Origin of the sequence: Sediminicoccus sp. KRV36 (genome assembly GCF_023243115.1) — a bacterium.
Taxonomy (GTDB): Bacteria; Pseudomonadota; Alphaproteobacteria; order Acetobacterales; family Acetobacteraceae; genus Roseococcus.
In genome coordinates this window covers 2,024,248-2,046,404 of record NZ_CP085081.1, presented here as the reverse complement: position 1 = coordinate 2,046,404, position 22,157 = coordinate 2,024,248, and the positions used below count along the sequence as shown (strand labels likewise).

The 22,157-nt window shown below is 69.6% G+C and carries 19 protein-coding genes and 1 pseudogene; 9 read left to right on the top strand and 11 right to left on the bottom strand.

The genetic code is table 11. From position 1 onward, the window contains the following. Positions 1-8 precede the first annotated feature (8 nt). The 4 genes from LHU95_RS09390 to LHU95_RS09375 are packed head-to-tail and all read right to left on the bottom strand — an operon-like array spanning position 9 to position 4,106. Positions 9-1,130 (bottom strand): iron-containing alcohol dehydrogenase, encoded by a 1,122-nt coding sequence (locus LHU95_RS09390; protein ID WP_248711102.1) that lies wholly within the window; start codon positions 1,128-1,130, stop codon positions 9-11. Continuing rightward, complete coding sequence (gene pdxA / locus LHU95_RS09385; RefSeq protein WP_248711101.1) at positions 1,127-2,173, bottom strand: 4-hydroxythreonine-4-phosphate dehydrogenase PdxA; 1,047 nt, start codon at positions 2,171-2,173, stop codon at positions 1,127-1,129. Before pdxA ends, LHU95_RS09390 begins: the two co-directional genes overlap by 4 nt. Beyond that, a complete protein-coding gene (locus LHU95_RS09380; RefSeq protein ID WP_248711100.1) occupies positions 2,170-3,282 on the bottom strand; it encodes a four-carbon acid sugar kinase family protein in 1,113 nt (370 codons plus the stop codon). Before LHU95_RS09380 ends, pdxA begins: the two co-directional genes overlap by 4 nt. Further along, positions 3,279-4,106, bottom strand: a complete 828-nt coding sequence (locus LHU95_RS09375; RefSeq protein WP_248711099.1) for an IclR family transcriptional regulator — start codon at positions 4,104-4,106, stop codon at positions 3,279-3,281. The genes LHU95_RS09380 and LHU95_RS09375 overlap by 4 nt, the downstream gene beginning before the upstream one ends. A 119-nt stretch (positions 4,107-4,225) precedes the next feature. On the opposite strand from LHU95_RS09375, the gene LHU95_RS09370 reads away from it, so the two are divergent. From LHU95_RS09370 to LHU95_RS09345, 6 genes are all read left to right on the top strand, one after another. Further along, entirely contained in the window at positions 4,226-4,915 is a 690-nt protein-coding gene (locus LHU95_RS09370) for an SDR family oxidoreductase (RefSeq protein WP_248711098.1), read from the top strand. Between the two features lie 521 nt (positions 4,916-5,436). Further along, positions 5,437-7,134 carry a potassium-transporting ATPase subunit KdpA gene (kdpA, locus tag LHU95_RS09365; RefSeq protein ID WP_248711097.1) on the top strand — a complete coding sequence of 566 codons (1,698 nt, stop codon included), beginning with the start codon at positions 5,437-5,439 and terminating at the stop codon, positions 7,132-7,134. Positions 7,135-7,146: 12 nt separating this feature from the next. After that, positions 7,147-9,186, top strand: a complete 2,040-nt coding sequence (kdpB, locus tag LHU95_RS09360) for a potassium-transporting ATPase subunit KdpB (RefSeq protein ID WP_248711096.1) — start codon at positions 7,147-7,149, stop codon at positions 9,184-9,186. A gap of 3 nt (positions 9,187-9,189) precedes the next feature. Beyond that, complete coding sequence (gene kdpC / locus LHU95_RS09355) at positions 9,190-9,729, top strand: potassium-transporting ATPase subunit KdpC (RefSeq protein ID WP_248711095.1); 540 nt, start codon at positions 9,190-9,192, stop codon at positions 9,727-9,729. Positions 9,730-9,757: 28 nt separating this feature from the next. Further along, positions 9,758-12,445 (top strand): sensor histidine kinase KdpD, encoded by a 2,688-nt coding sequence (locus LHU95_RS09350; protein ID WP_248711094.1) that lies wholly within the window; start codon positions 9,758-9,760, stop codon positions 12,443-12,445. Beyond that, positions 12,442-13,128 (top strand): response regulator, encoded by a 687-nt coding sequence (locus LHU95_RS09345; protein WP_248711093.1) that lies wholly within the window; start codon positions 12,442-12,444, stop codon positions 13,126-13,128. The genes LHU95_RS09350 and LHU95_RS09345 overlap by 4 nt, the downstream gene beginning before the upstream one ends. A gap of 152 nt (positions 13,129-13,280) precedes the next feature. Here LHU95_RS09345 and LHU95_RS09340 read toward each other — a convergent pair whose 3' ends face one another. The 6 genes and pseudogenes from LHU95_RS09340 to LHU95_RS09315 all read right to left on the bottom strand — a co-directional run bounded on the left by LHU95_RS09340 (position 13,281) and on the right by LHU95_RS09315 (position 17,522). Further along, the gene (locus LHU95_RS09340; protein ID WP_248711092.1) at positions 13,281-13,712 is read right to left on the bottom strand and encodes a BLUF domain-containing protein; all 432 of its coding nucleotides are present in this window, start codon (positions 13,710-13,712) and stop codon (positions 13,281-13,283) included. A 7-nt stretch (positions 13,713-13,719) separates the two neighbouring features. Continuing rightward, the gene (folE, locus tag LHU95_RS09335; protein ID WP_248711091.1) at positions 13,720-14,430 is read right to left on the bottom strand and encodes a GTP cyclohydrolase I; all 711 of its coding nucleotides are present in this window, start codon (positions 14,428-14,430) and stop codon (positions 13,720-13,722) included. Positions 14,431-14,875: 445 nt separating this feature from the next. Further along, positions 14,876-15,079 carry a heavy-metal-associated domain-containing protein gene (locus tag LHU95_RS09330; RefSeq protein ID WP_248711090.1) on the bottom strand — a complete coding sequence of 68 codons (204 nt, stop codon included), beginning with the start codon at positions 15,077-15,079 and terminating at the stop codon, positions 14,876-14,878. A gap of 219 nt (positions 15,080-15,298) precedes the next feature. Beyond that, positions 15,299-15,544, bottom strand: coding sequence for an ATP-binding protein (locus tag LHU95_RS09325; protein WP_248711089.1), 246 nt, complete (start codon positions 15,542-15,544; stop codon positions 15,299-15,301). 80 nt (positions 15,545-15,624) lie between these two features. Further along, positions 15,625-15,822: pseudogene (locus tag LHU95_RS09320) on the bottom strand (efflux RND transporter permease subunit); the annotation flags it as partial. Positions 15,823-15,824: 2 nt separating this feature from the next. Next, positions 15,825-17,522: an efflux RND transporter periplasmic adaptor subunit gene (locus LHU95_RS09315; protein ID WP_248711088.1), complete on the bottom strand. Its 1,698-nt coding sequence runs from the start codon at positions 17,520-17,522 to the stop codon at positions 15,825-15,827. Positions 17,523-18,093: 571 nt separating this feature from the next. Between LHU95_RS09315 and LHU95_RS09310 the strand changes: the two genes are divergently transcribed. The 3 genes from LHU95_RS09310 (at position 18,094) to LHU95_RS09300 (ending at position 21,160) form a co-directional block, all read left to right on the top strand. After that, entirely contained in the window at positions 18,094-18,864 is a 771-nt protein-coding gene (locus LHU95_RS09310) for a helix-turn-helix domain-containing protein (RefSeq protein ID WP_248711087.1), read from the top strand. Positions 18,865-18,995: 131 nt separating this feature from the next. Continuing rightward, positions 18,996-19,970: a tripartite tricarboxylate transporter substrate binding protein gene (locus LHU95_RS09305; protein WP_248711086.1), complete on the top strand. Its 975-nt coding sequence runs from the start codon at positions 18,996-18,998 to the stop codon at positions 19,968-19,970. Beyond that, complete coding sequence (locus tag LHU95_RS09300; protein ID WP_248711085.1) at positions 19,967-21,160, top strand: CaiB/BaiF CoA-transferase family protein; 1,194 nt, start codon at positions 19,967-19,969, stop codon at positions 21,158-21,160. The genes LHU95_RS09305 and LHU95_RS09300 overlap by 4 nt, the downstream gene beginning before the upstream one ends. A 19-nt stretch (positions 21,161-21,179) precedes the next feature. Here the strand turns inward: LHU95_RS09300 and LHU95_RS09295 are convergent, their stop codons facing one another. After that, positions 21,180-22,145 carry a tripartite tricarboxylate transporter substrate binding protein gene (locus LHU95_RS09295; RefSeq protein WP_248711084.1) on the bottom strand — a complete coding sequence of 322 codons (966 nt, stop codon included), beginning with the start codon at positions 22,143-22,145 and terminating at the stop codon, positions 21,180-21,182. Between the last annotated feature and the right edge of the window lie 12 nt (positions 22,146-22,157).

Genomic DNA, 22,157 nt, shown 5'->3' with positions numbered 1-22,157 from the left:
ATGTTTCCTCAAAAGGCAGCGCGATAGATGGCGAGGATGTCGTCCTGGCTCATCTCACGCGGATTGTTGTCGAGCAGGCGGCGGATGGCATGCGCCTCCGTCGCCATGACGGGCAGGTCATCCTCGGGCACGCCGAGGGCGGATAGCCGCATCTGGATGCCGAGTGCGGCGCACCAGCCATGGGTCGTTGCCAGCACGTCGCGCGCGCCAGCAAGCCCAAGCGCATCGAGCACCAGCGCCGTCTTCGCCGGCACCACGGATGCGTTGAACGCCAGTGTGTGCGGAAAGATCACTGCGCAGGCCAGGCCATGCGCGACGTGGTGCCGGGTACCGAGCGGATAGGCCACCGCGTGCCCCGCCGTGGTGTTCACCGGCCCCAGGCAGAAGCCGCCGTAGAGCGAGGCGAGCGCAAGCCCGGCCCGCGCCTCGCGGTCGCTGCCATCGGCCACGGCGCGCGCCAAGAAGCGGCCAACCAGGCGGATGCCCTCCAGCGCGTAGAGGTCGATCGTGGGGTGCGACTTGCGGCTGGTGAAGGCCTCGGCGCAATGGGCCAGCGCATCGACGCCGGTTGCCGCCGTCACCGAAGCGGGCACGCTCAGTGTCAGGTCGGGATCCACCACCGCAAGGTCAGCGATCATGTGCCGGCTCTGCACCGCGAGCTTGTTCTGCGTCGCGGGGTCTGTCACCAACGAGCGCGACCCGGCCTCGCTGCCCGTGCCGGAGGTGGTTGCCACCTGCGCCAGCGCCACGCGCCGGCCAGCGACCTTCTCTGGCCCGACCACCTCGTGCAGCGTCTGCCCGCTGCCTGGCAGCACGGCGACAAGCTTCGCGAGGTCCATCGCGCTGCCGCCGCCGAAGCCCACGACCAGCTGCGGCTGCACGCGCTCGGCCAGGGCCAGCGCAGCGTCGAGGTTCGGGATATCCGGCTCCGGCTTCACCTCCCCGAATACCGTCACCTCGCCCGGCAGGCCGAGGAGGTCGATACGCGCCGCATTGAATCCGCCGGCGATGACCAGGCTGCGCGTGATGCCCCTCTCGCGTGCCCAGGCGCCGATGCTCGCCACCTGGCCTGGGCCAAAGGCGATGCGCGCCGGACGGTCAATGTCGATAGGGCGAAGCAGGTCGGTCATGCGGCGGCTTTCGTGGCGCGGCTGCGATGCGCGGCGAGCAATTCGGCGTATTCGATGGCCTCGATCAGGCTGCGCTCGCTGGCGATGCCCTGGCCGGCGATGTCGAAGGCAGTGCCGTGATCAACAGAGGTGCGGATCACGGGCAGCCCAAGGGTGATGTTCACGCCCGACAGCGCATCCCACTTCCCCGTGGCGGGATCGACATGGAAGCCCAGCAGCTTGACCGGAATATGCCCCTGGTCGTGATACATCGCGACCACGGCATCGAACTGGCCCGCGCGCAGCTTGACGAAGACGGTATCGCCCGGCACCGGGCCGGTGACGTGCATGCCGTCGGCCACTGCTTGCGCGATGGTGGGCGCCACGACATCGATATCCTGCCGGCCGAACAGCCCGCCCTCGCCGGCATGCGGGTTCAGCGCGGCGACGGCGATATGGGGCTTCTCGATACCGAGGCCACGCAGCGCCTGCTGCGTCAGGTCCAGCACCAGCCGTATGCGTTCCGGCGTGACGCGCTTGGGCACATCCTCCAACGCGCAATGGGTGGTGACGTGGCTGACGCGCATATTGCCATGCGCAAGCAGCATTACGCTGCCCTTCACGCCCGTGAGTTCCGCCAGCATCTCGGTATGCCCGGCGTAATGGTAGCCCGCCTTGTTCAGCGCTTCCTTGTTCAGCGGCGCCGTGACGATGGCGCCGACACGGCCAGACTGCGCCAGGCGCACGCCCTGTTCGATCGCCAGATAGGCGAAGCGGCCGCCATCGGCGCTCAGCACGCCCGGCAGGATCGCAGCACCTTCCGCGCCGGCCTGGAGGAAGGCCAAGGCCGGCCAGTCGCGCAGCTCTGTCGTCACCTCGGGGAAGGCGAGCCCGGGCGCCAGCGCGTGGCGTGCGCGCTCCAGCGCAGCGCCGCTGCCGATCACCAGCAGACGCAGCGCGCCGGCAGCGATGCGTTCGTGCAGCGCAGCGCATGCCTTGACGATGATCTCAGGGCCGATGCCCGCCGGATCCCCCATGGTGATGGCGAGGTGGGGCGTTGTCATGCGGGAATGCTCCAGGACGTCAGGACAGAATCGGTCAGCAGGTCACGCCACAATGTGTCATCGCCGAAGGCACCGGACTTAGAGACGACGGCCACACCCTCCCAAGCCCCGCCGCGCAGCACGGAACGCGGCACGCCAGGCTGCACGATGCCGACAGCGTCGAGACCGCGCGCGCCGAGTGCCCCGCAGAGCGCCCGCAATGTCTCTCCGCCCGCCGCGATCAGGGTGCCGGGTGGCGGCAGGCGCTGCGTGAGCCCCGCCAGCGCCGTGGCAATGCGGCGCGCGGCCTCGGCCCGGTCGAGGCCGAGGGGCAGCTTAACGCTCACCATCGCCACGCCAGTCGTTTCCAACATCCGCGCGACATGCGCGGCCGCGGCGTCATCGCCCGCCGTGATGACCATGCCGCAGTCCCCACAGGCGGCCAACTGGCGCGTCGTCACTGTCTGGTCGGAACCGAACAGCCCCAGCACAGGGCCACGCAGCGCCTGCTTGGCCTCCGCCGTCACGGGGCCGGCCAGCGCACGCGCGAGACCCCCGCTGCCGCACCACAAGACCGGCCCCGACGCGACGCCGCCAAGTGCCACGATGCGGGCGAGATCTGAATCCTCCTCGGCGTCGAAGACCGACAGGCCAGGTGGCAGCGGCGCCGCAGGATCGCCGCGTTGCGCCTGCAACCCTTCCGCGGCGAGCATCGCAGAAAGGTCCGGAGTGATGGGGGCGACCGTCCCGCCCGCCTGCCGCACCAGCACGCGGCCGGCGCGCGTGACGCGGCCCTGCGCGGGAAAGGCGGGCGCGAGCACGACATGCCGCCAGCGGCCAATCTCCATGCAGGCGGCCAGCTCGGCAGCGACATGGCCGCGCAGCAGGCTGTCGATCTTCTTGAAGGCGATGTCCGCGCCGCGCAGCGCCGGCGCGACCTCGCGCACCGCTGCAATCGCGGCGGAGCGCGACGCCTCCCGCGAGCGGGTATCCATCGCGAGGCTGTCCGTCACCTGGCCGCCATCGGCCCAACGCAGGGGGACGGGGCCGCAAAGGCCGGTCAGCTCGGCCGCCGAGTCCAGCGCGCCCGTCAGGTCGTCGGCGATCAACCGCAGGACCGGGCGGGTCATCGCGACGGCCCGCCGGGCCCGATGGTGCCGAAGGACAGCCGCAGCCCGGTGCCGAGCTCCTCGGCCAGCGCGCAGACGCGCGGTGCGGTCAGGGCAACGAAGTCGGGCAGCGGCAGGCGGTCGCTGCCGATGGTGAGGCTGACCCCCGCCGCCGGCGCACCACGGGCATCGAGCACGGGGGCCGCGACGGTGCGCAGCCCATAGGCGTTCTCGCCATCCGAAACCGCGTAGCCGCGCGCCCGCACCTCATCGAGCCGCGCCAGCAGCGCATCAAGGTCGGTGAGCGTGCGATCGGAGAGTTTCACCCGTGGTACGCATTCGAGCTGCGCGACCTGCGCCTCCCGCGGCAGCCACGCGAGAATCGCCTGGCCGAGGGCGGTGGCATAGGCGCCGATCCGCGTGCCCGGGCGGCGCACGACGCCATGCCGCTCCAACCCGGCCTCGAAGCGGGCAAGGTAGATCACCTCCCCTTGCTCCAGCACGCCAAGAGAGCCGGCATCGGCCACATTGGGCACCAGGTCGCGCAGGAGTGGGCGGGCATGCGTCGGCAGGTCGCCCGCTGACAGCGCGGCATAGCCGAGTTCAAGGCACTTCAGTGTCAGTCGGAAACGCCGCCCGTCCGGGACGGGACGCAGATAACCGAGATCGACCAGCGTGTGGACCAGGCGGAAGGCGGTGCCGCGGTCATGGCCGGCCCGAACCGCGACCTCGGCCAGAGTGAGCTCAGGACGGTCAGGCCCGAAGGTCTTCAGAACGGCGAAAGCCTTGGCCACCGACTGGACCAGGTTTTTCGGGTTCTCGACGCGATTCTGTGTTCCGTCCAATGCTGCGCCTCCCTGGCATTTGTTCGGATTGCGAACACTTGTTCGTTATGTAACCCCTTGCTATCCTTGAGGTGACGGCGCTGTCAAGCGCAACGCGACCGCCACAGGAGAGACGCGGCATGACGCCCGAGACCACAGCAGGCCATGCGATCGTCACCGGCAGCAGTTCCGGAATCGGCGCGGCCATCGCGACGCGCCTGCTGCGTGAGGGCTGGCGCGTCACCGGCCTCAGCCGCAGCGATCCTGGCCTGACCGACCCGCGCTATACGCACCGAGCCGTGGACCTGCTCGACGCGGCGGCCCTGCCCGCCGCGGTCGCTGACCTCAAGCCCACGGCCTTCGTTCACGCGGCCGGCTTGATGCGCGGCGGCATGCTGGGCGCATTGGACGCGGAGGCGGGACGCATGCTCTGGCGCCTGCATGTCGAGGCGGCATCGCTGCTGGCGGATCTGCTGGTGCCGCGCATGCCGGATGGCGGGCGCATTGTCCTGATCGGCAGCCGCACCGCCGGCGGCGCCGCCGGCCGCAGCCAATACGCCGCGAGCAAGGCCGCCCTGGTCGCCATGGCGCGGTCCTGGGCCATCGAGCTCGCGCCGCGGGGGATCACCGTCAATGTCGTGGCACCGGCCGCGACCGACACACCCATGCTGCGCGACCCGGCACGCAGCGCCATGGCGCCGAAGCTGCCGCCGATCGGGCGTTATATCCGCCCGGAGGAGGTCGCGGCGCTCACCACCTTCCTGCTTGGCCCAGACGCTGGCGCCATTACGGGCCAGCAGATGCTCATCTGTGGTGGCAGTTCGCTGTAAAGAACCCAGGGGCGCGGCGCGGTCGCATCCGTTCCGCTGGTTCGGCTCGTGGGGCAGGCATCCTCGGGTCCCGCCGCCAGAGATGGTTTGGAAGCCGGTCCCCACCGCTGCTCCAGGCAGTTTTCCAACCCCATTCTCCCGTTGTCCGTCGGCGGCGCCACCCGCAGTGTTCTGCCGGGTTTTGCAGACACGCTTGATCCTTCGAAGTTGGGACGGCCGGTTCCAATGGCGCGCCGCCCGGCCCGTTAGCGCCCTTACGGCGTCCTTACGCCCATGGTGCCAGTTCCGCATCGCGCCGCAACGCCGTCCGCCTGCAGATTATCTCCCCTGACAAGGAGAATCCCATGCTCGACATCATCCTGCTGGCCGCCGCTTTCGGGGCCTTTGGCCTGCTCGGCCTCTATGTTCGTGGCTGTGGGCGGGTGTGATCATGAGCTTCGAACTCTGGCTTGGCGGCGGAGTCGCCCTGGGCCTTCTCGCGTATCTCCTATGGGCCCTCCTGCGGCCGGAAAGTCTCTGACATGACCATTATTGGATGGGCGCAGATCGCGCTCGTGCTCGGCTGCGCGCTTTTGCTGGCGGTGCCAACCGGCCATTGGCTGGCACGGCTCGCGCAGGGCCGGCTGGGTGCGCTCGCGGGGCTCGACGCTGCCGTGTTGCGCGCGGCCGGCGTGGACGCGGCACGCGGTCAAGGATGGCAGGCCTACCTGGTGGCGATGCTGGCCTTCAACGCGGCGGGCTTCGCGCTGCTTTACGCCATGCTGCGCCTGCAAGGCGTGCTGCCGCTGAACCCCCAGGGCTTTCAGGGCATCCCGCCCTATCTCGCCTTGAACACCGCCATCTCCTTTGTGACCAACACCAACTGGCAGGCCTATTCCGGCGAGGCGGCGATGTCGCATCTGAGCCAGATGACGGGGCTGGCGGTACAGAATTTCCTCTCCGCCGCGACCGGCATCGCGCTGGCCTTCGCCGTCATGCGCGCCTTCGCTGGCGGCGGTGTCTCGCAGCTCGGCAATTTCTGGGCGGACCTGACGCGCGTCACGCTGTGGCTGTTGCTGCCGGGTTCCATCCTGGCGGCCTTTGCCTTCATCGCCATGGGCGTGCCGCAGACGCTGGAGGCAAGTGCCACGGCCGCGACCTTGGCGGGCGCCGAGCAGACCATCGCGCTCGGCCCTGTTGGCTTTCAACTCGCCATCAAGCATCTGGGCACCAATGGCGGCGGCTTCTTCGGCGTCAACTCGCTGCACCCCTTCGAGGGGCCGAGTGCGCTGGCGACGAGCCTGCAGATCATCCTCCAGACCGTGATCCCCTTCGGTCTCTGCCTCACCTTCGGCCGCATCATCGGTGATGCGCGGCAGGGGCGCGCATTGCTGGCGGTGATGGTCGGCTTCGTGCTGGTGGCAACGCTGGCGATCTACGCCGCCGAGGCTGGCGGCAACCCGCTGCACATCGCGGCCGGCGTCGCACCCACGCAGGGCAATATGGAGGGCAAGGACCTCCGCTTTGGCCTCGCACTCGCGGCACTCTTTACCGCCACCACCACGGGGGCGAGCTGCGGCGCGGTCAATGCCATGATCGACAGCTTCACGCCGCTGGGCGGCCTGGTGCCGATGTTCCTGATCCAGCTGGGCGAGGTGCTGCCCGGCGGCGTGGGTTCGGGCCTCTACGGCATGCTGGTCTTCGCGCTGCTGGCGGTGTTCATCGCCGGGCTGATGGTGGGCCGCACGCCGGAATACCTCGGCAAGAAGGTGCAGGCGCGAGAGGTGAAGCTGGCCATGCTGGCGGTCCTCGTGGTTCCGGCCGCGATCCTGGGCCTGGCTGGTCTTTCGCTGGTGCTGGAGGTGGGCACCGCTTCGCTCCAGGACGCCGGGCCGCATGGGCTGTCGGAGATGCTCTATGCCTATACCTCGGCGGCGGGAAACAACGGCTCGGCCTTTGGTGGCCTCACCGCTGACACGCCCTGGCTCAACACCACACTGGGCCTTGCCATGCTGGCCGGGCGCTTCGGCTTCGTCATCCCCGTGCTGGCCATCGCCGGCAGCCTGGCTGCCAAGCCGCGCGCGCCCGAAGGGCCCGGAACGCTGCCGACCCATGGACCGCTTTTCGTGGGCCTGCTGGCCGGCGTGATCCTCATCCTTGGCGGGCTGCAATACCTCCCCGCCCTCGCCCTTGGCCCGATCGCGGAGCATGTCGCGATGCTCGCCGGCCAGACATTCTGAAAGCTGATCAAAATGCAAAGCTCCATCGCGCTGTTAGACGGCGCCATTCTCCGCCGCGCGGCGCTCGACGCCGTGCTGAAGCTCAATCCGCGGCACCTCATCCGCAACCCTGTCATCTTCGTCACCGAGGTGGTCGCCATCCTGGTCACGCTGCTGGCGTTGCGTGATGCATCGCAGGGCAGCGCGTTCGCCTTCCAGGCGAGTGTCGCGGCCTGGCTCTGGCTGACCGTGCTCTTCGCCACCTTCGCCGAGGCCGTGGCGGAAGGCCGCGGCAAGGCGCGCGCTGCCTCGCTGCGCGCCTCACGCGGCGACACCATGGCGCGCTTCGTACCGCTGCCGGAAGACATCACGCTGACCATCCCGCGCGCGGCGGCCGAGCTGAAGCGCGGCGATCATGTCCTTGTCGAGGCGGGTGAGATCATTCCCTCGGATGGCGAGATCATCCAGGGCATCGCCAGCGTCAACGAAAGCGCCGTCACCGGCGAAAGCGCGCCCGTGATCCGCGAAGCCGGTGGCGACCGCAGCGCCGTCACCGGCGGCACGCTGGTGGTCAGTGACCGCATCCTGGTCCGCATCACCGCCGAGCCAGGGTCCACCTTCCTCGACCGCATGATCGCGATGGTCGAAGGCGCTTCCCGGCAAAAGACGCCCAATGAGATCGCGCTGGATATCCTGCTCGCCGGCATGACGATCATCTTTCTGATCGCGGTGGTCACGCTGGTGGGCTTTGCCAGCTATAGCGGGGCCGCGCCCTCGGTTGTCGTGCTCGCCGCACTTCTGGTCACCCTCATCCCCACCACCATCGGCGGGCTGCTCTCGGCGATCGGCATCGCGGGCATGGACCGACTGGTGCGCTTCAACGTGCTGGCCACCTCCGGCCGCGCGGTGGAGGCGGCGGGCGACGTGGACGTGCTGCTGCTGGACAAGACCGGCACTATCACCTTCGGCAACCGCCAGGCCGCCGCCTTCATCGCGGCCCCCGGCGTGAGCGAGGCCGAGATCGCCGAGGCTGCCGTGCTGGCCAGCCTGGCGGATGAGACGCCGGAGGGCCGCAGCATCCTGGCCTTCGCCCGCGAACGGCATGGCATCACCGCCACCATGCCGGAGGGTGCCAGACCAGTGCCCTTTACGGCGCAGACGCGCATCTCGGGAATGGACCTGCCCCCTTCGATCGCCATGGGCGGCGCCTATCGCAAGGGCGCGGTGGACAGCCTGGCAGCGGCGCTGAACCAGCCGCTGCCGCCAGCACTCGCCGCCGGCATTGACCGGATCGCGCGCAGCGGCGCGACGCCGTTGGCCGTCTCCCGCGATGGCCGCATTCTCGGTGCGATCGAGCTGAAGGACATCATCAAGCCCGGCATCCGTGAACGCTTTGTCGAATTGCGCCGCATGGGCATCCGCACCGTCATGGTCACCGGCGACAACCGCGTGACCGCCGCCGCCATCGCTGCCGAAGCGGGCGTGGATGACTTCCTCGCCGAGGCCAAGCCGCAGCAGAAGCTGGACTATATCCGCGCGCAGCAGGCCGAAGGGCGCCTCGTCGCCATGGCCGGGGACGGCACCAATGACGCGCCGGCCCTGGCCCAGGCCGATGTCGGCCTCGCCATGCAGACCGGCACCCAGGCCGCGCGCGAGGCCGGCAATATGGTGGACCTCGACAGTGACCCCACGAAGCTGATCGAGGTGGTGGAAATCGGCAAGCAACTGCTCATCACCCGCGGCGCGCTCACCACCTTCTCCATCGCCAATGACGTGGCGAAGTACTTCGCCATCCTGCCGGCGATCTTCGTGGGAACTTATCCAGGTCTCGCCGCGCTCAACGTGATGGGGCTGACCAGTCCGCAAAGCGCCATCCTCTCGGCGGTGATCTTCAACGCGCTGATCATCGTGGCGCTGGTGCCCTTGGCGCTGCGCGGCGTTGCCTACGCCTCGGTCGGCGCGGCGGCCCTGCTGCGCCGCAACCTGCTGATCTACGGGCTGGGCGGCCTGGTCGCGCCCTTCATCGGCATCAAGATCATTGACGTCTTCCTCACCCTGATCGGAGTGGCCTGAGCCATGTTGCGCCCCCTTCTCTCCCTCCTGCTCGGCTTCACGCTGCTGCTGGGTGTCGTCGTGCCGCTCGGCGTCACCGCCGTCGCCGGCCTCACCATGCCCGAGCGCGCCGGTGGCAGCCTCATCCGGCGCGAAGGCCAGGTGGTCGGCTCCTGGCTCATCGGGCAGAATTTCGAGGAGCCACGCTGGTTCCAGGGCCGGCCTTCCGCGACCTCGGCCGCACCCTATGACGCCGCCTCCTCCGCCGCCTCGCAACTCGGGCCCACCAGCGCGGCCTTGCTCGCCGCGGTTACCGAGCGTGTCGCAGGCGGGCTCGAAGTGCCGGCCGATGCCGTGACCAGCAGCGGCTCGGGCCTTGATCCGCATGTCAGTCCGGAAAATGCGCGGGCGCAGATCGCGCGCGTGGCGGCGGCGCGCAACCTGGCGCCGGAGAGCGTGGCCGCGCTGGTGGAACAGCATGTCGAAACCCGCGAGTTCGGCCTGCTGGGCGAGCCGCGCGTCAATGTGCTGCGGTTGAATGTGGCCCTAGAGGCGCTGCGCTGAGGCGCGGCTTGGCCTATCCTGTTCGGCGATGAACACGGCCGAGCCCGAGCGCCCCGACCCCGATGCCCTGGCCGAGATTGCGGCGCGGGAGGGGCGCGGGCGCCTCAAGGTCTTCCTGGGTGCCGCCCCAGGCGTGGGCAAGACGGTGGAGATGTTGACCGAGGCACGTCGGCTCCAGGAATTGGGCAGCGATGTCCTGATCGGCCTGGCCGAGACGCATGGGCGGGCCGAGACGGAAGCCGCCATCGGCCCACTGCCACGCCTCCCGCTGCGCGCCATCGCCTATCGCGGCCAGGTGCTGCATGAATTCGACCTGGACGCGGCGCTGGCGCGGCGCCCAGGCATCCTGCTGCTGGATGAACTCGCCCATACCAACGCACCCGGCAGCCGTCACGCGAAGCGGTGGCAGGATGTGGAGGAACTGCGCGACGCCGGCATCGAAGTCTGGACCACGATGAACGTCCAGCATCTGGAGAGCAGCGCCGAAGCCGTGGCGCGAGTCACCGGCGTACGCGTCGCCGAGACGGTGCCGGATGCCGTGCTCAAGGGCGCTGACGCGGTGGAGCTGGTGGATATCCCGCCGGCCGAATTGCTGGAGCGGATGCGCGCCGGGAAGATCTACCGCCCGGAACAGGCCGAGCGTGCCCTGCGTGGTTTCTTCAAGGAAGGCGCGCTCGCGGCACTGCGCGAATTGGCGCTGCGCCGCACGGCGGACCGTGTGGATGCCGACGTCACCTCCTGGATGCGCCGTAACAGGGTCGCCGGCCCCTGGCCGGTTGGCGAGCGCGTGCTGGCGCTAATCCCGGGCGGCGCCTCCGCCGATCCGGTGTTGCAGCAGGCCCGCCGCCTGGCCGATGCGCTGCACGCGCCGCTGCTGGCCCTGCATGTCGAACAGCCGGGCCAGGATTCCGACCCGGGCCCCGGAATCGCTTTGGCCCAGCAGCTCGGCGCGGAGACCGAAGTGACCACCGCGACGGACCTTCCCGCGGCGATCCTCGCCCATGCCCGCGCCCGACGTGCCACGCACATCATCCTGGGGCGCGGCGAGCCACCCTGGTGGCGGCGGATCTTCGGGCGGACGCTGATCGCGGCGCTGGCCCGGCAGGCGCGGGAATTCACCCTCCATGTGGTGCCGAGCCAGGCAGCCGCGCAAGCCGCGCCATTGCCCCGCCCCTGGCCGGGCTGGACGACCTGGCTCGCCGTACCGCTGCTGGTCGGTGCGGCCACGCTGGTCTGCACGGCGCTGGACGGGATGGTGCCGGATGCCGGCTTCGGCATGGTCTACCTGGCCGCCATCGTGGCCATCGCCGCCATCGTTGGGCCGCTGCATGCGGGTGCCGGGGCGGTCCTGTCCTTCCTGATCTGGAACTTCCTGTTCCTGCCGCCGCGCTACACGCTCACCATCGCCTCGGCGCAGGACGTGCTGGGGGCCGTGGTCTTCGGCGCCGTCGCCGCCTTGCTGGCCGGCACCACGGGCCGGCTTGGGCGCAATGTCCGCGCGGCTGCGATGCGGCTGGCGGCGCTGCGGCGGCTCACCGCGCTCTCGCGCCGGCTGAATGCCCAGGCCTCGATGGCCGAATTGCAGATGGCCGTGGTGGAGGAGGCCGCGCGAATCATCGGCGGCCCGGCCTGCCTGCTGCTGCCACTGGACGAAGCCCTGGCCACGACACTCCCAGGGCAGTTCATCCGGGATGCCATCCTCCAGGCCGAACCCGTGCTGCGTGCGGCGAGCCCCGCGGATGTCACGCCCGATGACGGCGCCATGGCCGCGGCACGCTGGGCGATGGCCCATGGCCGCGCGGCGGGGCGCGGCACCGCGACGCTGCCGACCAGCGCCTGGCGCTTCCTGCCCCTGACAGCGCAGCGCGATGGCGAGCCGATCGTCCTGGCACTGCTGGGCCTGCGCCCGGAAGGCGGAAGCGCGGACCCCGAGGCGGATCGCGCCATCGAGGCGCTGCTGGACCAGGCGGCGGTGGCGCTGGAACGTGCGCGGCTGGCCGAGACGGCGGCCAATGCGCGTGCGCGCGGCCAGACGGAGGCGCTGCGCACGGCGCTGCTGACCAGCCTCGGGCATGATCTGCGCACGCCGCTGACGGTCATTCGCGGCGCGGCGGAGACGTTGCGCACGGCCGGTGCCGCGCTCTCGGCCGTCACCCGCGCCGACCTGCTGATGAGCATCGAGGAGGAGGCGACGCGCCTCGCCCGCTGGATGTCCGCCATTCTCGATATTGTGCGCCTGGAGACCGGCCAGGTGGTGCCACGGCGCGAGCCGGTGGATGTGGCCCAGGCGCTGGAGGAGGCAGCACTTCGGGCAGAACAGGCGCATCCTGGCAGAACCGTCCAGCGCGATCTGCCAGCTGATCTGCCGCGCCCGCGGCTCGATGCGGCACTGCTGGATCGCGTCCTGGAGAATGTGCTGGATAACGCGATGAAATACTCGAAGCCAGGCGGTGTCGTTCAACTCTTGGCGCGCCGGGAAGGGAGCGAGGTTGTGCTGGCTGTGGAGGATGACGGCCCTGGCATTCGCCCCGAGGATCTGCCGCGTGTCTTTGATCCCTTTTTCCGTGCGGCGCGCACCGATAGCATCGCGGCCGGCTCCGGGCTTGGCCTCTCCATCTGCCGCGGGCTGGCCAGTGCGATGGGCGGACGCATCGCGGCCGAAAGCCCGGTCGCGGCGGAGCGAGGGACGCGCGTCACGCTGCGTTTCCCCGCATGACGGCCGCACCGCTGCCCATCCTGGTGATCGATGACGAACCGCAGATCCATCGCTTCCTCGGCCCCGCGCTGGAGGCCGCGGGCTACGCCGCATTGCGGGCCGAAACGGCGCGCGAGGGGCTGCGCCTCGCGGCGTCACGCGGCCCGGCCTGCGTGCTGCTGGACCTTGGCCTGCCCGACATGGACGGGAAGGAGGCGCTGGCCCGGCTGCGCGCCTTCAGCAGCGTGCCAGTGATCATCATCAGCGCGCGCGACCGCGAGGCCGAGAAAGTCGCCGCACTCGATGCCGGCGCCGATGACTATGTGGAAAAGCCCTTCGGCCTGGCGGAACTCCTGGCGCGGTTGCGGGCCGCGACACGCCGGGCGCTGCTGACCGAAGCGCCCTCACCCCTCGTGGTCACGGGCGCGCTCGAAGTTGATCTGGAACGGCGGCTGGCGCGCGTGGCCGGGGCAGAGCTCTCGCTCACGCCGCGCGAATGGGACCTGTTGGCCGCCCTCGCTCGCGACCTGGGCAAAGTCGTCACGCAACGGCGCCTGCTGACCGAGGTCTGGGGGCCGGCACATGCCGAGGACAGCCAGTATCTGCGGGTCTATGTCGGGCAGCTGCGCGCCAAGCTGGGGGATGCGGCGCGGCTGCTGCGGACTGAACCGGGGGTTGGATATCGGCTGCTGGAAGAGGCTTAGGTGACGGCCAGCCTAGGTGCTGGCGGCGGTCCAAGACTGAGCTGGAAGAAGGCTGTAGCGAACCGCGTTCCGTTCACCACGTCCCGCATGAGCCGTGCCCACCAGCTGACCGGACGCCAACGGCATCCGCTCAGCAGCCGGAGAGCGACGGGTCAGACCCCAGCGCGCCCCGTGATTGTGCCGGTGGCAACAAGGTCCATCAGCAGCGCCATTGTTGCCTGCCCGGTGATGGCGAAGGGATCGAGGGTGGCCGTCTTGGAGTATTTCAGCAGCAGCGATGGGTTCATCGCCTTGGCATCCACCTGCCCCATGGTCCAATTGCCGAAGCGCCTCTCAGCAATCTCCTCATAGGCCAATAGCCGGATCTGTGTGTGCCGCTCGTCGCGCACAATGGCATTGTAAAGGTCACAGACCTCGTCGCGCCCGCCTTCAAGCACCTGCACGAAGACGTTGTTCGTGAAGCAAAGCAACCCCGTGATCCCCCGCCGCGGATTGTTGCGATGCGACTGCACCAGGATCTGGTCAAGGACGGGGGATGGGAGCGGTGCCGCGACGCGGCTGGCGTAAAGGCAGCGGACAAGCATCTTGGCCTCAACTCCGCATCGAGATGAGCGAGAGGAATTCCCGCCGCAACGCCGGATCCTTCAGGAACGAACCGCGCATCACACTGTTGGTCATTTTCGAACCGGTATCCTTCACGCCGCGCCAATGCATGCAGAAATGATCCGCCTCCATCACCACGGCGAGGCCGTCGGGCTTGACCCTGTCGGTCAGCAACTCGGCGATCTGGGTCATGGCCTCTTCCTGGATCTGGGGGCGGGACAGAACCCATTCAGCCAGGCGGGCGTATTTGGAAAGCCCGATCAGGTTCGAATGCTGGTTCGGCATCAGGCCGATCCACAAGCGCCCCATGATCGGGCAGAAATGATGGCTGCACGCGCTACGAACCGTGATCGGCCCGACGATCATCAGTTCACTCAGCCCGGTCACGTTGGGAAATTCTGTCACAGGCGGGGCTTGGTGGTAGCGGCCCTGGAACACCTCCTTCAGATACATTTTCGCGACGCGGCGTGCGGTATCCTGGGTGTTGTGGTCGGTCTCGGTGTCGATCACGAGGCTCTCCAGTACGCCGCGCATCTTTGTCTCGACCTCATCCAGCAGGAGGTCCATCTCGCCTGGCTCGATGAAGGCGGCGATATTGTCGTTGGCGTTGAATCGCTTGCGCGCCTGCCGCAGCCGGTTGCGGATCCTGTCGGATACCGGGCGGTCCGCATCGGCGCCCTTGTCTTTCGAGTTATCCATGCCCGACGTCCACGGCCTCCCGTTCGCTGAGCCGCCCCAACCTGCCTGACATGCCCGGTGTGTTCCCTGCCATGCCCGAAATCGTAGGGGGATGGCAGCCACAGCGCCAGTCCCCATCCGCGCCCAGCCCGATGGTGAGACCGCTGACAAGGGCTTCGGCCAACCGGCCCAGTTCCTGGTCACGACCCTGCGCCAGTCTGGCCCGCGCCATCGCGATCGCACACTCATGATGGGGCATCACGGAGGTGGCAAAAGCCCGATCTGTGTCAGCGGGGAAGCCAATGGCCAAGCCTGCGACAGAGGAAGTGGCGAAGCCGACACCAAGGTCAAGCGACCGAACAAGGCCGGTCATAGGCAGGATTCCTGAACTTCGACTTCACCGACGCTGCCCCCAGCATATCGGCAGGGTCACCCCATCATGACAAAGCATGCCAACGCGGGAAAATCAGGCGGAGATACGCTCGACCTGCCAGCCATCATCCCGCAGCACCTGCTCCAGGCGCGCCGCATCCAAGGCAGACGTCACGGCGGCTTCCCGGCAGTCCAGATGAATGCCGATCTCCGCCAGCGGATCAGCCTGCCGGAGCGACGCCGTGACCCCCTTCGCGCAGCCGCCGCAGTTCATGTTCGCAATCCGAAAACGATGCATGACGCCCTCCTGATGGGTTCGTAGCTGACGAAGGAGGTGGTGATTGCCCTGATGGGAGGGTCAAGGCCTGCACGCAATCTGTTCCTGGCTTCGGGGTCAACACACATCGGCGCGCCGCCGCGGAAGCCCATGAGGATCGGGGATCCGCCAGGGACATCGGACACAAGAACGCGCAAGCAGTCCGGCGCCAGACCCGCTGCCACAAAAATCCTTGGGCCATCATGGCGAGGTGCTGCCGCCGTTCTGTGGCCTTGGCAGGTGAACCGAGGCCAGTAGCCCGCCGCCTGGCCGGTTGCTCAGCTGCAAGGTCCCGCCATGCTGTTCGACGGCGCGGCGCGCGATGGTGAGCCCGAGCCCGCTTCCGCCCGTGCCGCGATCGCGCGATGTCTCCAGGCGGCGGAAGGGCTCGAAGACGGCCTGCATCTCGGCCTCAGGAATGCCCGGCCCGTCATGCTCGATCCGCACCAGCAGAGCACCTCCCTGCTCATCGAGGCTGACACGCGCGTCACACCCGGCATGCCGTTCATCGCCGTTTCGATCGGATAGGAGACAAGAAGCTCCACCTCTTCCGGCGCTATGCCCTCGGCCTCGGTCATCAAGGTGATGACGGGCTTGTTGAGGTCGGGGAAGACATCCACCGGCTGTCGCTGCAGCGTGAAGGCGCCATAGACCACGAGGATCGCCGCCGCGAACAGCACGAAGATCCGGTTCCGCAGGCTGGCGGTGACAAGGGTGTTGAACATGGCTAGCGGACCTGCGCGATCAGCCCGGCACCGCTGGTCACTACCCGCGCCCCGCGCTCCAGCCCTGCCGTCACCAGGACGCGCCGGCCATCGAGCGACTGGACCCGCACGGGTCTTGGCAGGAAGCGCTCCGCACTCGGCATCTCATAGACCACCTGGCCGCCCTCGGGGTTGCGCACCACCGCTTCGGCCGGCAGCACGATGCCGGCGGCGCGGCGCGGCGTCTCCACCAGCACGCTCACCGGCTGCCCCACGGCGAGGCCGGGTGCTGTGCCCTCGATGCGGAAATGCAGGGGCAGGCCCTGCTGGCGCAGCGTCATGCCGCGGCCCACGAAGCCGAGCCGCAGCGCCTGGCCACCCGCCGTCACGGCCGAAGCGCCCGAAATCTCGGCCACCGCGGCGGGGCCAAAGGCGATGGCCTCGACCCAGAGGCGGGCGGAATCGACGATGTCGAACAGGGGCTCCTGCGCCTGGATCACCTGGCCGGCGGCGACGCGCACCACGCTGATCAGGCCGGCGGAGGGGGCCACAATCGGCTCCCGCCCCGTCACGGCCGGCAGGTTGGCCGCGCGGCGCTGGCGCAGACCTTCGAGGTCGGCGCGGGCATCGCTGATTTCGCGTGCCGCGACCGTGCCGGTCAGCGCGGTCAGGCGGCGAAGCCGTGCCTCGCCGATCACGATGAGGGCGTCGAGCTCCGCGATGCTGGCGCGCACGCCGACGCGATCCTGCGCCGCCATGATGGGCACGACAAAGCCGAGCACCTCGCCCTGCGCCACGCGCTGGCCGAGCACGGGGAAGCCGCCTTCCGGCGGCTCGATGCGGCCGGCTTCGGAGGCCTGCACGCGGCCGGAGGCATTGGGGTCCGCGACGACCTGGCCGGTCAGGTGGACGGCAACGGAGGCCTCGCGAGGCTCAGCCAGGCCGGTGCGCAGGCCCAGCAGCCGTTGCGAAGGCTTGGGCACGAAGATGCTGCCATCCGGCTGGCGCCGTGGCGCGTCCATTGGTTGCGCCCAAGCGATCATCGGCACGAGAAGGACCGCCAACAGGGCCACCACGGCCCGGGCAGCGGCCACACGCCAGGGGTCAGGCGCGCTGGCCGGCAAGGCCGGCGGGCGCGTGGCGGATGCCGGCGGTTCGACGACGACCAGCGGCGGGAGGAGCCGCGGCGCTGCTGCCCGCCCGATGGCGGCGTCGAGCAGAAGCAGGGCCAGCCCCGCCGCCCAGGGGGTGGGCTCGCGCAACGCCATCGAGAGCAGGTCCGACGAAGCCGGCGCTGCGGGCAGAGCCGCGCCGGCGGCAGGGATCTGAAGCGTCGCGGGCAGCAGGTCCATATCCTCGCCGGCGGTGATGGCAAAGACCAGGTTCCGTGGACCGGGCCGTTCCAGGGCGCGGTTGGCCAGGAGGTAGATCGCCTCGCCGGCGCGAGTCGCCGTTCCGAGATCCTCGCCGTCGAGGGTCACCTGCACCGTCGCGCCATCGATGGGCTCGGACGTGGCGTGCCGGTCGAGGTAGAGCCACAGCCGGCGATCCGGACCGAGCACCGCCACGATTTCGAACAGATCCGAATGCGCCTCGGCGCGCGGTGCGGCGGCTGCCGGCGGCGCCGGTTCGTCGCCATGGGAATGACCTTCGTGGCTGAAGGCAGGGCGCAGGCCGGGGGCTGCCAACAGCGTGACAAGCAGCAGAAATCTGATCAGCACGCGCACGCTCCCTGGGCCCCGAACCCCGAGCGCTCAATTTGATGCCACAGGACGTCGTGGGCGTTGCCCGATCATGACAAAACATTGCACCGGCGGGAGGTGACTGAGCCGGCGAGACGCGCCTCATGCTGCCCAGCGAAACTTGGAAGCCAATGCCTTGCGCCCGTCCCTCCGCCGTGCGCCGCCCCAAATGGCGCGAAGGATTCTCCGGCGCTTCCGTGCCGCTGCTGTTCGAAAGCACGCCGCCCGCGATCCAGGCCACGCTGGAAGGATTGGGGGGTGGTGATCTGTTCGCCCGGCTTCGTGCGGGAGGAACTGCGGGCCAGGCGCCTGCTGGCCCTCTCCGACGCTCTGGCCATCACAGGGCATGGCTGCTGGCGGGACCGTCCGCAGGCGCGGATCGGCCCTGCCCCGCGGCTCATTACCGATTGGCTGGTGACGGAGGCGGCGAACGATGCCGAACCCCAGGTGACCCAGGGCGCAGTTCCAAAACATCAGAGCCGATGCTGGCCCAGGCTTCCGTGCTAGGCACCCATTCACTAACCGAATCCAGCCCAGGGAAGCACCTGCCGTGAGCCGAACGCCAAGCCGCAAAACCGCGAAGCCGGAAGCTGCCGAGCCCCAGGTGCGGCCGGTGCTGATTGATGGGGGCGTGCGCGCCGTGGACCGTGCGCTGGCCTTGCTCGGCGCCTTTCGTGACGAGGACGGGCCCCTCGGTCTCGCGGAACTCTCCCGTCGGGTTGGCCTGAACATGACGACGGCGCTGCGTCTGCTCCAGACGCTGGAGGCGCCCGGCTTCGTGCAGCGGCTGCCCTCGGGTGGGTATCTTCTGGGTGCCACGCTCCTGCTGCTCGGCGAGCGGTTCCGGCGCTCGCTGCGTCTGGAGAACCATGTTCTCCCGGCGCTGGAGCGGCTGCGCGCCGAAAGCGATGAAAGCGCCGTGTTCTTCGTGCGGGACGGTGATCAGCGGCGCTGCCTCTATCGCCTCGACTCGCCGCAGCTGGTGCGGGCCTATGCCCCGGTGGGCGAGGTGTTTCCGCTCGGACATGGCGCGCATGGCCGCGCGCTGATCGCCCTCGACGACGGCGCGGCCGCTCTGACGCTGCCTGTGGTGACGCGGGCGGAGCGCCACCCCGACCTGGCCGCCATTGCGGCCCCGGTGCTGGACGCTGCCGGTGAGGTCGCGGGTTCGATCGGGGTTTCGGTGCCGCTTTATCGCTTCACGCCGGAGATGGAGGCGCTGTGCCGGCGACTGACCATGCGGGAGGCCATCACCGTGACCCGCGAGCTTGGCGGCGACCCCCGCCGGCTGCTGGCCGGCAATGCGGCGAAGGTCGAATAACGGCGCCGGGTCAATTTCATCTAGCGGAGCAAACTTCCGCTTGACGGAAGTCTGTCCGATCAGCACTCTCTGCTGAAGCGGCGCGGAAACGCGGCCGGCCCGGAAAAAGGCGCTGAGGAAACATGTCTCAAATGACCCGTCGGGGTGCCCTGCGTCGGGCCGCCCTCCTGCCCTTCGCGGCCATCGGCCAGCCTGCCCATGCCCAGGCGCGCTGGCCTGACCGGGCGGTCACCCTCGTGGTGCCCTTCGCGCCGGGCGGCTCCAACGATATCTCCGCGCGTCTCCTGGCACCCCGGCTGCAATCCTTGCTCGGCCAGAGCTTCATCGTGGAGAACCGCAGCGGCGGCGGCGGCTCCATCGGCACCCAGCAGGTCGCGCGCGCGCCGGCCGATGGCTACACCGCCCTCGTCTCGGCCGCGAGCAACCATGTGATCTACCCGCATGTGGCGCGCATGCAGGGCGCGACGCCGCCCGAAACGCTCCAGGGTGTCTCGGCGCTGATCGAAGTGCCGCTGGTCCTGGCCGTGCCCACGCGCCTGGGCATCGGCAATCTCGGCCAATTGCTCGCGCTGCTGCGGCGTGAGCCTGGCAAGCACAGCTTCGCCTCCTCCGGCGTGGGCAGCACGCATCACCTCGCCGGCGAGGTCTTCGCCCAGCGGGCCGGCGTGGACATCACGCATGTGCCCTATCGCGGCGGCGGCCCCGCGCTGGCCGCCTTGCTGGCGGGCGAGATCACGATGGCCTTCCTGAACCTGCCTACCATCCTGCCCCAGGCGCAGGCCGGCACCTTGCGCATCCTGGGCCTCACCGAGGCGCGCCGCAGCGCCCTGCAGCCCGATCTCCCGACGCTGGAGGAGGCTGGGCTGCCGGGCGTGCTGGTCCCCTCCTGGGCCGCGGTCTTCGTACCGCGTGGAACACCCGCGCCGGTGGTGGCGCGCTTCAACGCCGCCATCCGCGAGGCGCTGGCCGATGAAGCACTGCAAGCCCGCTTCCTGGCGCTGGGCGTGGACCCCCGCGCCTCAACGCCCGAGGAGCTGGATGCCGTGGTGGCACGAGATTTCGCCTTCTGGGGACCGGTGGTTCGCACCGCCAACATCACCCCATGAGCGACGCCCGTCCCTTCGCCGGCCTGCGCGTCATTGACACGACGCATGTCCTGGCCGGGCCCTTCGCGGCCTATCAGCTCGCGGTCCTCGGCGCCGATGTCATCAAGGTGGAATCCCCCGAGGAGCCCGACCAGGCGCGCATGCAGGGCTCCGATCGTCGCCTCAGCGAGGCACGGATGGGGACGGCCTTCCTCACCCAGGCGTCGAACAAGCGCGCCATCACGCTGAACCTGAAGACGCCCGGCGGGGTGGCGGCAATGCGGCGCCTGGCGGCTGGCGCGGACGTCTTCCTCGAGAATTATCGCCCCGGCGCCTTCGAGGCGCTGGGCCTGGGGTATGAGGCGCTTTCCGCCCTCAACCCCCGGCTGATCTACTGCTCCATCTCGGCCTTCGGGCATGGCGGCCCGCGCGGCGAACAGACGGGGTATGACAACATCCTCCAGGCCATGTCTGGCATGATGGCGATGACCGGCACCGAGCAGTCGGCCCCCCTCAAATGCGGCGCGCCGGTGGTGGACTACGCCACCGGCACCAGCGGCGCCTTCGCGATCGCCGCCGCCCTGTTCCAGCGCGAGCGCACCGGGCAGGGCCAGCATATTGACCTCGCCATGCTCGACGTGGCGCTCACCTTGTCAGGCTCGCACATCACCGCGCATGGCTGGAACGGGGCGCATCCCGAGCCGCATGGCAACAGCTTCCCCTTCGCGACCATCGGCTGCTACCAGGCCGAGGACGCGCCCTTCATGGTCGCGGCGTCTAATCTGCGGCAGCAGCGGCGGCTCTGGCTGGCGCTCGGCCGGCCGGAGATGGTCAAGCGGACCAACAGCGAAAGGCTGGACGCCCATGCGGCGGAGGCCACCACGCTCGCCGCCATCATCGCCACGCGCAAGGCCGATGACTGGGAAGCCTTCCTGCAGTCGCACCGCGTGCCCTGCGGGCGCATCCGGCGCATGGCGGAAACCCTGGCGGACCCGCATCTGGCGACACGCGCGGTGCTGCACCGCCACGCGCCAGCGCCCGGCCTGGACCGCGCCTTCACCGTGCCCGTGGCACCCTTCCGGCTGCGCCATGGCGGGGCGAGCGTGGAGACGGCGCCGCGCGAGGTCGGCGCCGATACCGAGGCGGTGCTGCGCGAACTCGGCTACAGCGATGCGGAGATCGCGGGGCTGCGCGCATCAGGGGCGACCTGACGCGCGGGCCGCGCCCTGATCAGTCAGGGCGGATGTTGTTGCGCCGGATCACCTCGCCCCATTTCGCGTTCTCGCGGAGCAGGAAGGCGCCGAATTCCTCCGGGTTGTTGCCGCCCGGAATGGCACCCTGTTCATTGAGCCGCCGGCGCACCTCCGGGTCCTGAAGGGCGTTGATCGCGGCGCGGCGCAGCGCCTCCAGCGCCGCCGGCTGAGTGCGCGCCGGGGCGACGAAGCCGTGCCAGTTGCTAGCATCCACCGAGGGCAGGCCGAGCTCGCGGAAGGTCGGCACATCGGGGATCCAGCTGAGGCGCTCGGGCGTGCCCACCGCGAGGGCACGCAGCGTTCCCGCCTGGATCTGCGGCAGCAGCACGGGCAGGTCGGCGAAGCCGAGTTGCACCTCGTTGCGCAGGATGGCGGTGGCGAGCTGTCCGCCGCTGTTATACGCGATCTGCACCAGGTCCAGCCCCGCCGCTGCCTTCAGCTGCTCGGCCGCCAGATGCGGCATGGAGCCATTGCCGGTGGAGCCGAAGTTCAGCGCGCCCGGCCGGGCCCGCGCATCGGCGATGAGGTCCTGCAGCGTGCGGTGGCGAGAGGCGGCCGGCACCACCACAGGCTCCGGCACCAGCACGCCGAGCGTGATGGGCGCGAAATCCCGCAGCGGGTCGTAAGGCGTGCCGCGCCCCAGATTGGGCGAGATGGCGAGCGCGCCGGCGCTGCCGATGCCGAAGGTGTAGCCATCCGGCACCGCCTTCGCGATCACATCCACCCCGGTCACGCCGCCGGCGCCGGGGCGGTTATCCACCACGACGGGCTGGCCCAGGGCCTGCTGCATGTGTGGCGCCACGATCCGCGCCACGATGTCACTCGGGCCGCCGGCCGCGAAGGGGACGATGAGGCGGATGGGGCGCGCGGGAAAGGCTTCCTGCGCCAGGGCCGGCAGGGCAACAAGCGCCCCCAGAAAGGCGGTAATGACGGTGCGCCTCATGGCGGCTTCCTC

Coding starts and splice junctions, on each gene's coding strand:
- LHU95_RS09390 (WP_248711102.1), bottom strand. CDS start 1,130: ATGACCGACCTGCTTCGCCCTATCGACATTGACCGTCCGGCGCGCATC.
- pdxA (WP_248711101.1), bottom strand. CDS start 2,173: ATGACAACGCCCCACCTCGCCATCACCATGGGGGATCCGGCGGGCATC.
- LHU95_RS09380 (WP_248711100.1), bottom strand. CDS start 3,282: ATGACCCGCCCGGTCCTGCGGTTGATCGCCGACGACCTGACGGGCGCG.
- LHU95_RS09370 (WP_248711098.1), top strand. CDS start 4,226: ATGACGCCCGAGACCACAGCAGGCCATGCGATCGTCACCGGCAGCAGT.
- kdpA (WP_248711097.1), top strand. CDS start 5,437: ATGACCATTATTGGATGGGCGCAGATCGCGCTCGTGCTCGGCTGCGCG.
- kdpB (WP_248711096.1), top strand. CDS start 7,147: ATGCAAAGCTCCATCGCGCTGTTAGACGGCGCCATTCTCCGCCGCGCG.
- kdpC (WP_248711095.1), top strand. CDS start 9,190: ATGTTGCGCCCCCTTCTCTCCCTCCTGCTCGGCTTCACGCTGCTGCTG.
- LHU95_RS09350 (WP_248711094.1), top strand. CDS start 9,758: ATGAACACGGCCGAGCCCGAGCGCCCCGACCCCGATGCCCTGGCCGAG.
- LHU95_RS09345 (WP_248711093.1), top strand. CDS start 12,442: ATGACGGCCGCACCGCTGCCCATCCTGGTGATCGATGACGAACCGCAG.
- LHU95_RS09340 (WP_248711092.1), bottom strand. CDS start 13,712: ATGCTTGTCCGCTGCCTTTACGCCAGCCGCGTCGCGGCACCGCTCCCA.
- folE (WP_248711091.1), bottom strand. CDS start 14,430: ATGGATAACTCGAAAGACAAGGGCGCCGATGCGGACCGCCCGGTATCC.
- LHU95_RS09330 (WP_248711090.1), bottom strand. CDS start 15,079: ATGCATCGTTTTCGGATTGCGAACATGAACTGCGGCGGCTGCGCGAAG.
- LHU95_RS09305 (WP_248711086.1), top strand. CDS start 18,996: ATGACCCGTCGGGGTGCCCTGCGTCGGGCCGCCCTCCTGCCCTTCGCG.
- LHU95_RS09300 (WP_248711085.1), top strand. CDS start 19,967: ATGAGCGACGCCCGTCCCTTCGCCGGCCTGCGCGTCATTGACACGACG.
- LHU95_RS09295 (WP_248711084.1), bottom strand. CDS start 22,145: ATGAGGCGCACCGTCATTACCGCCTTTCTGGGGGCGCTTGTTGCCCTG.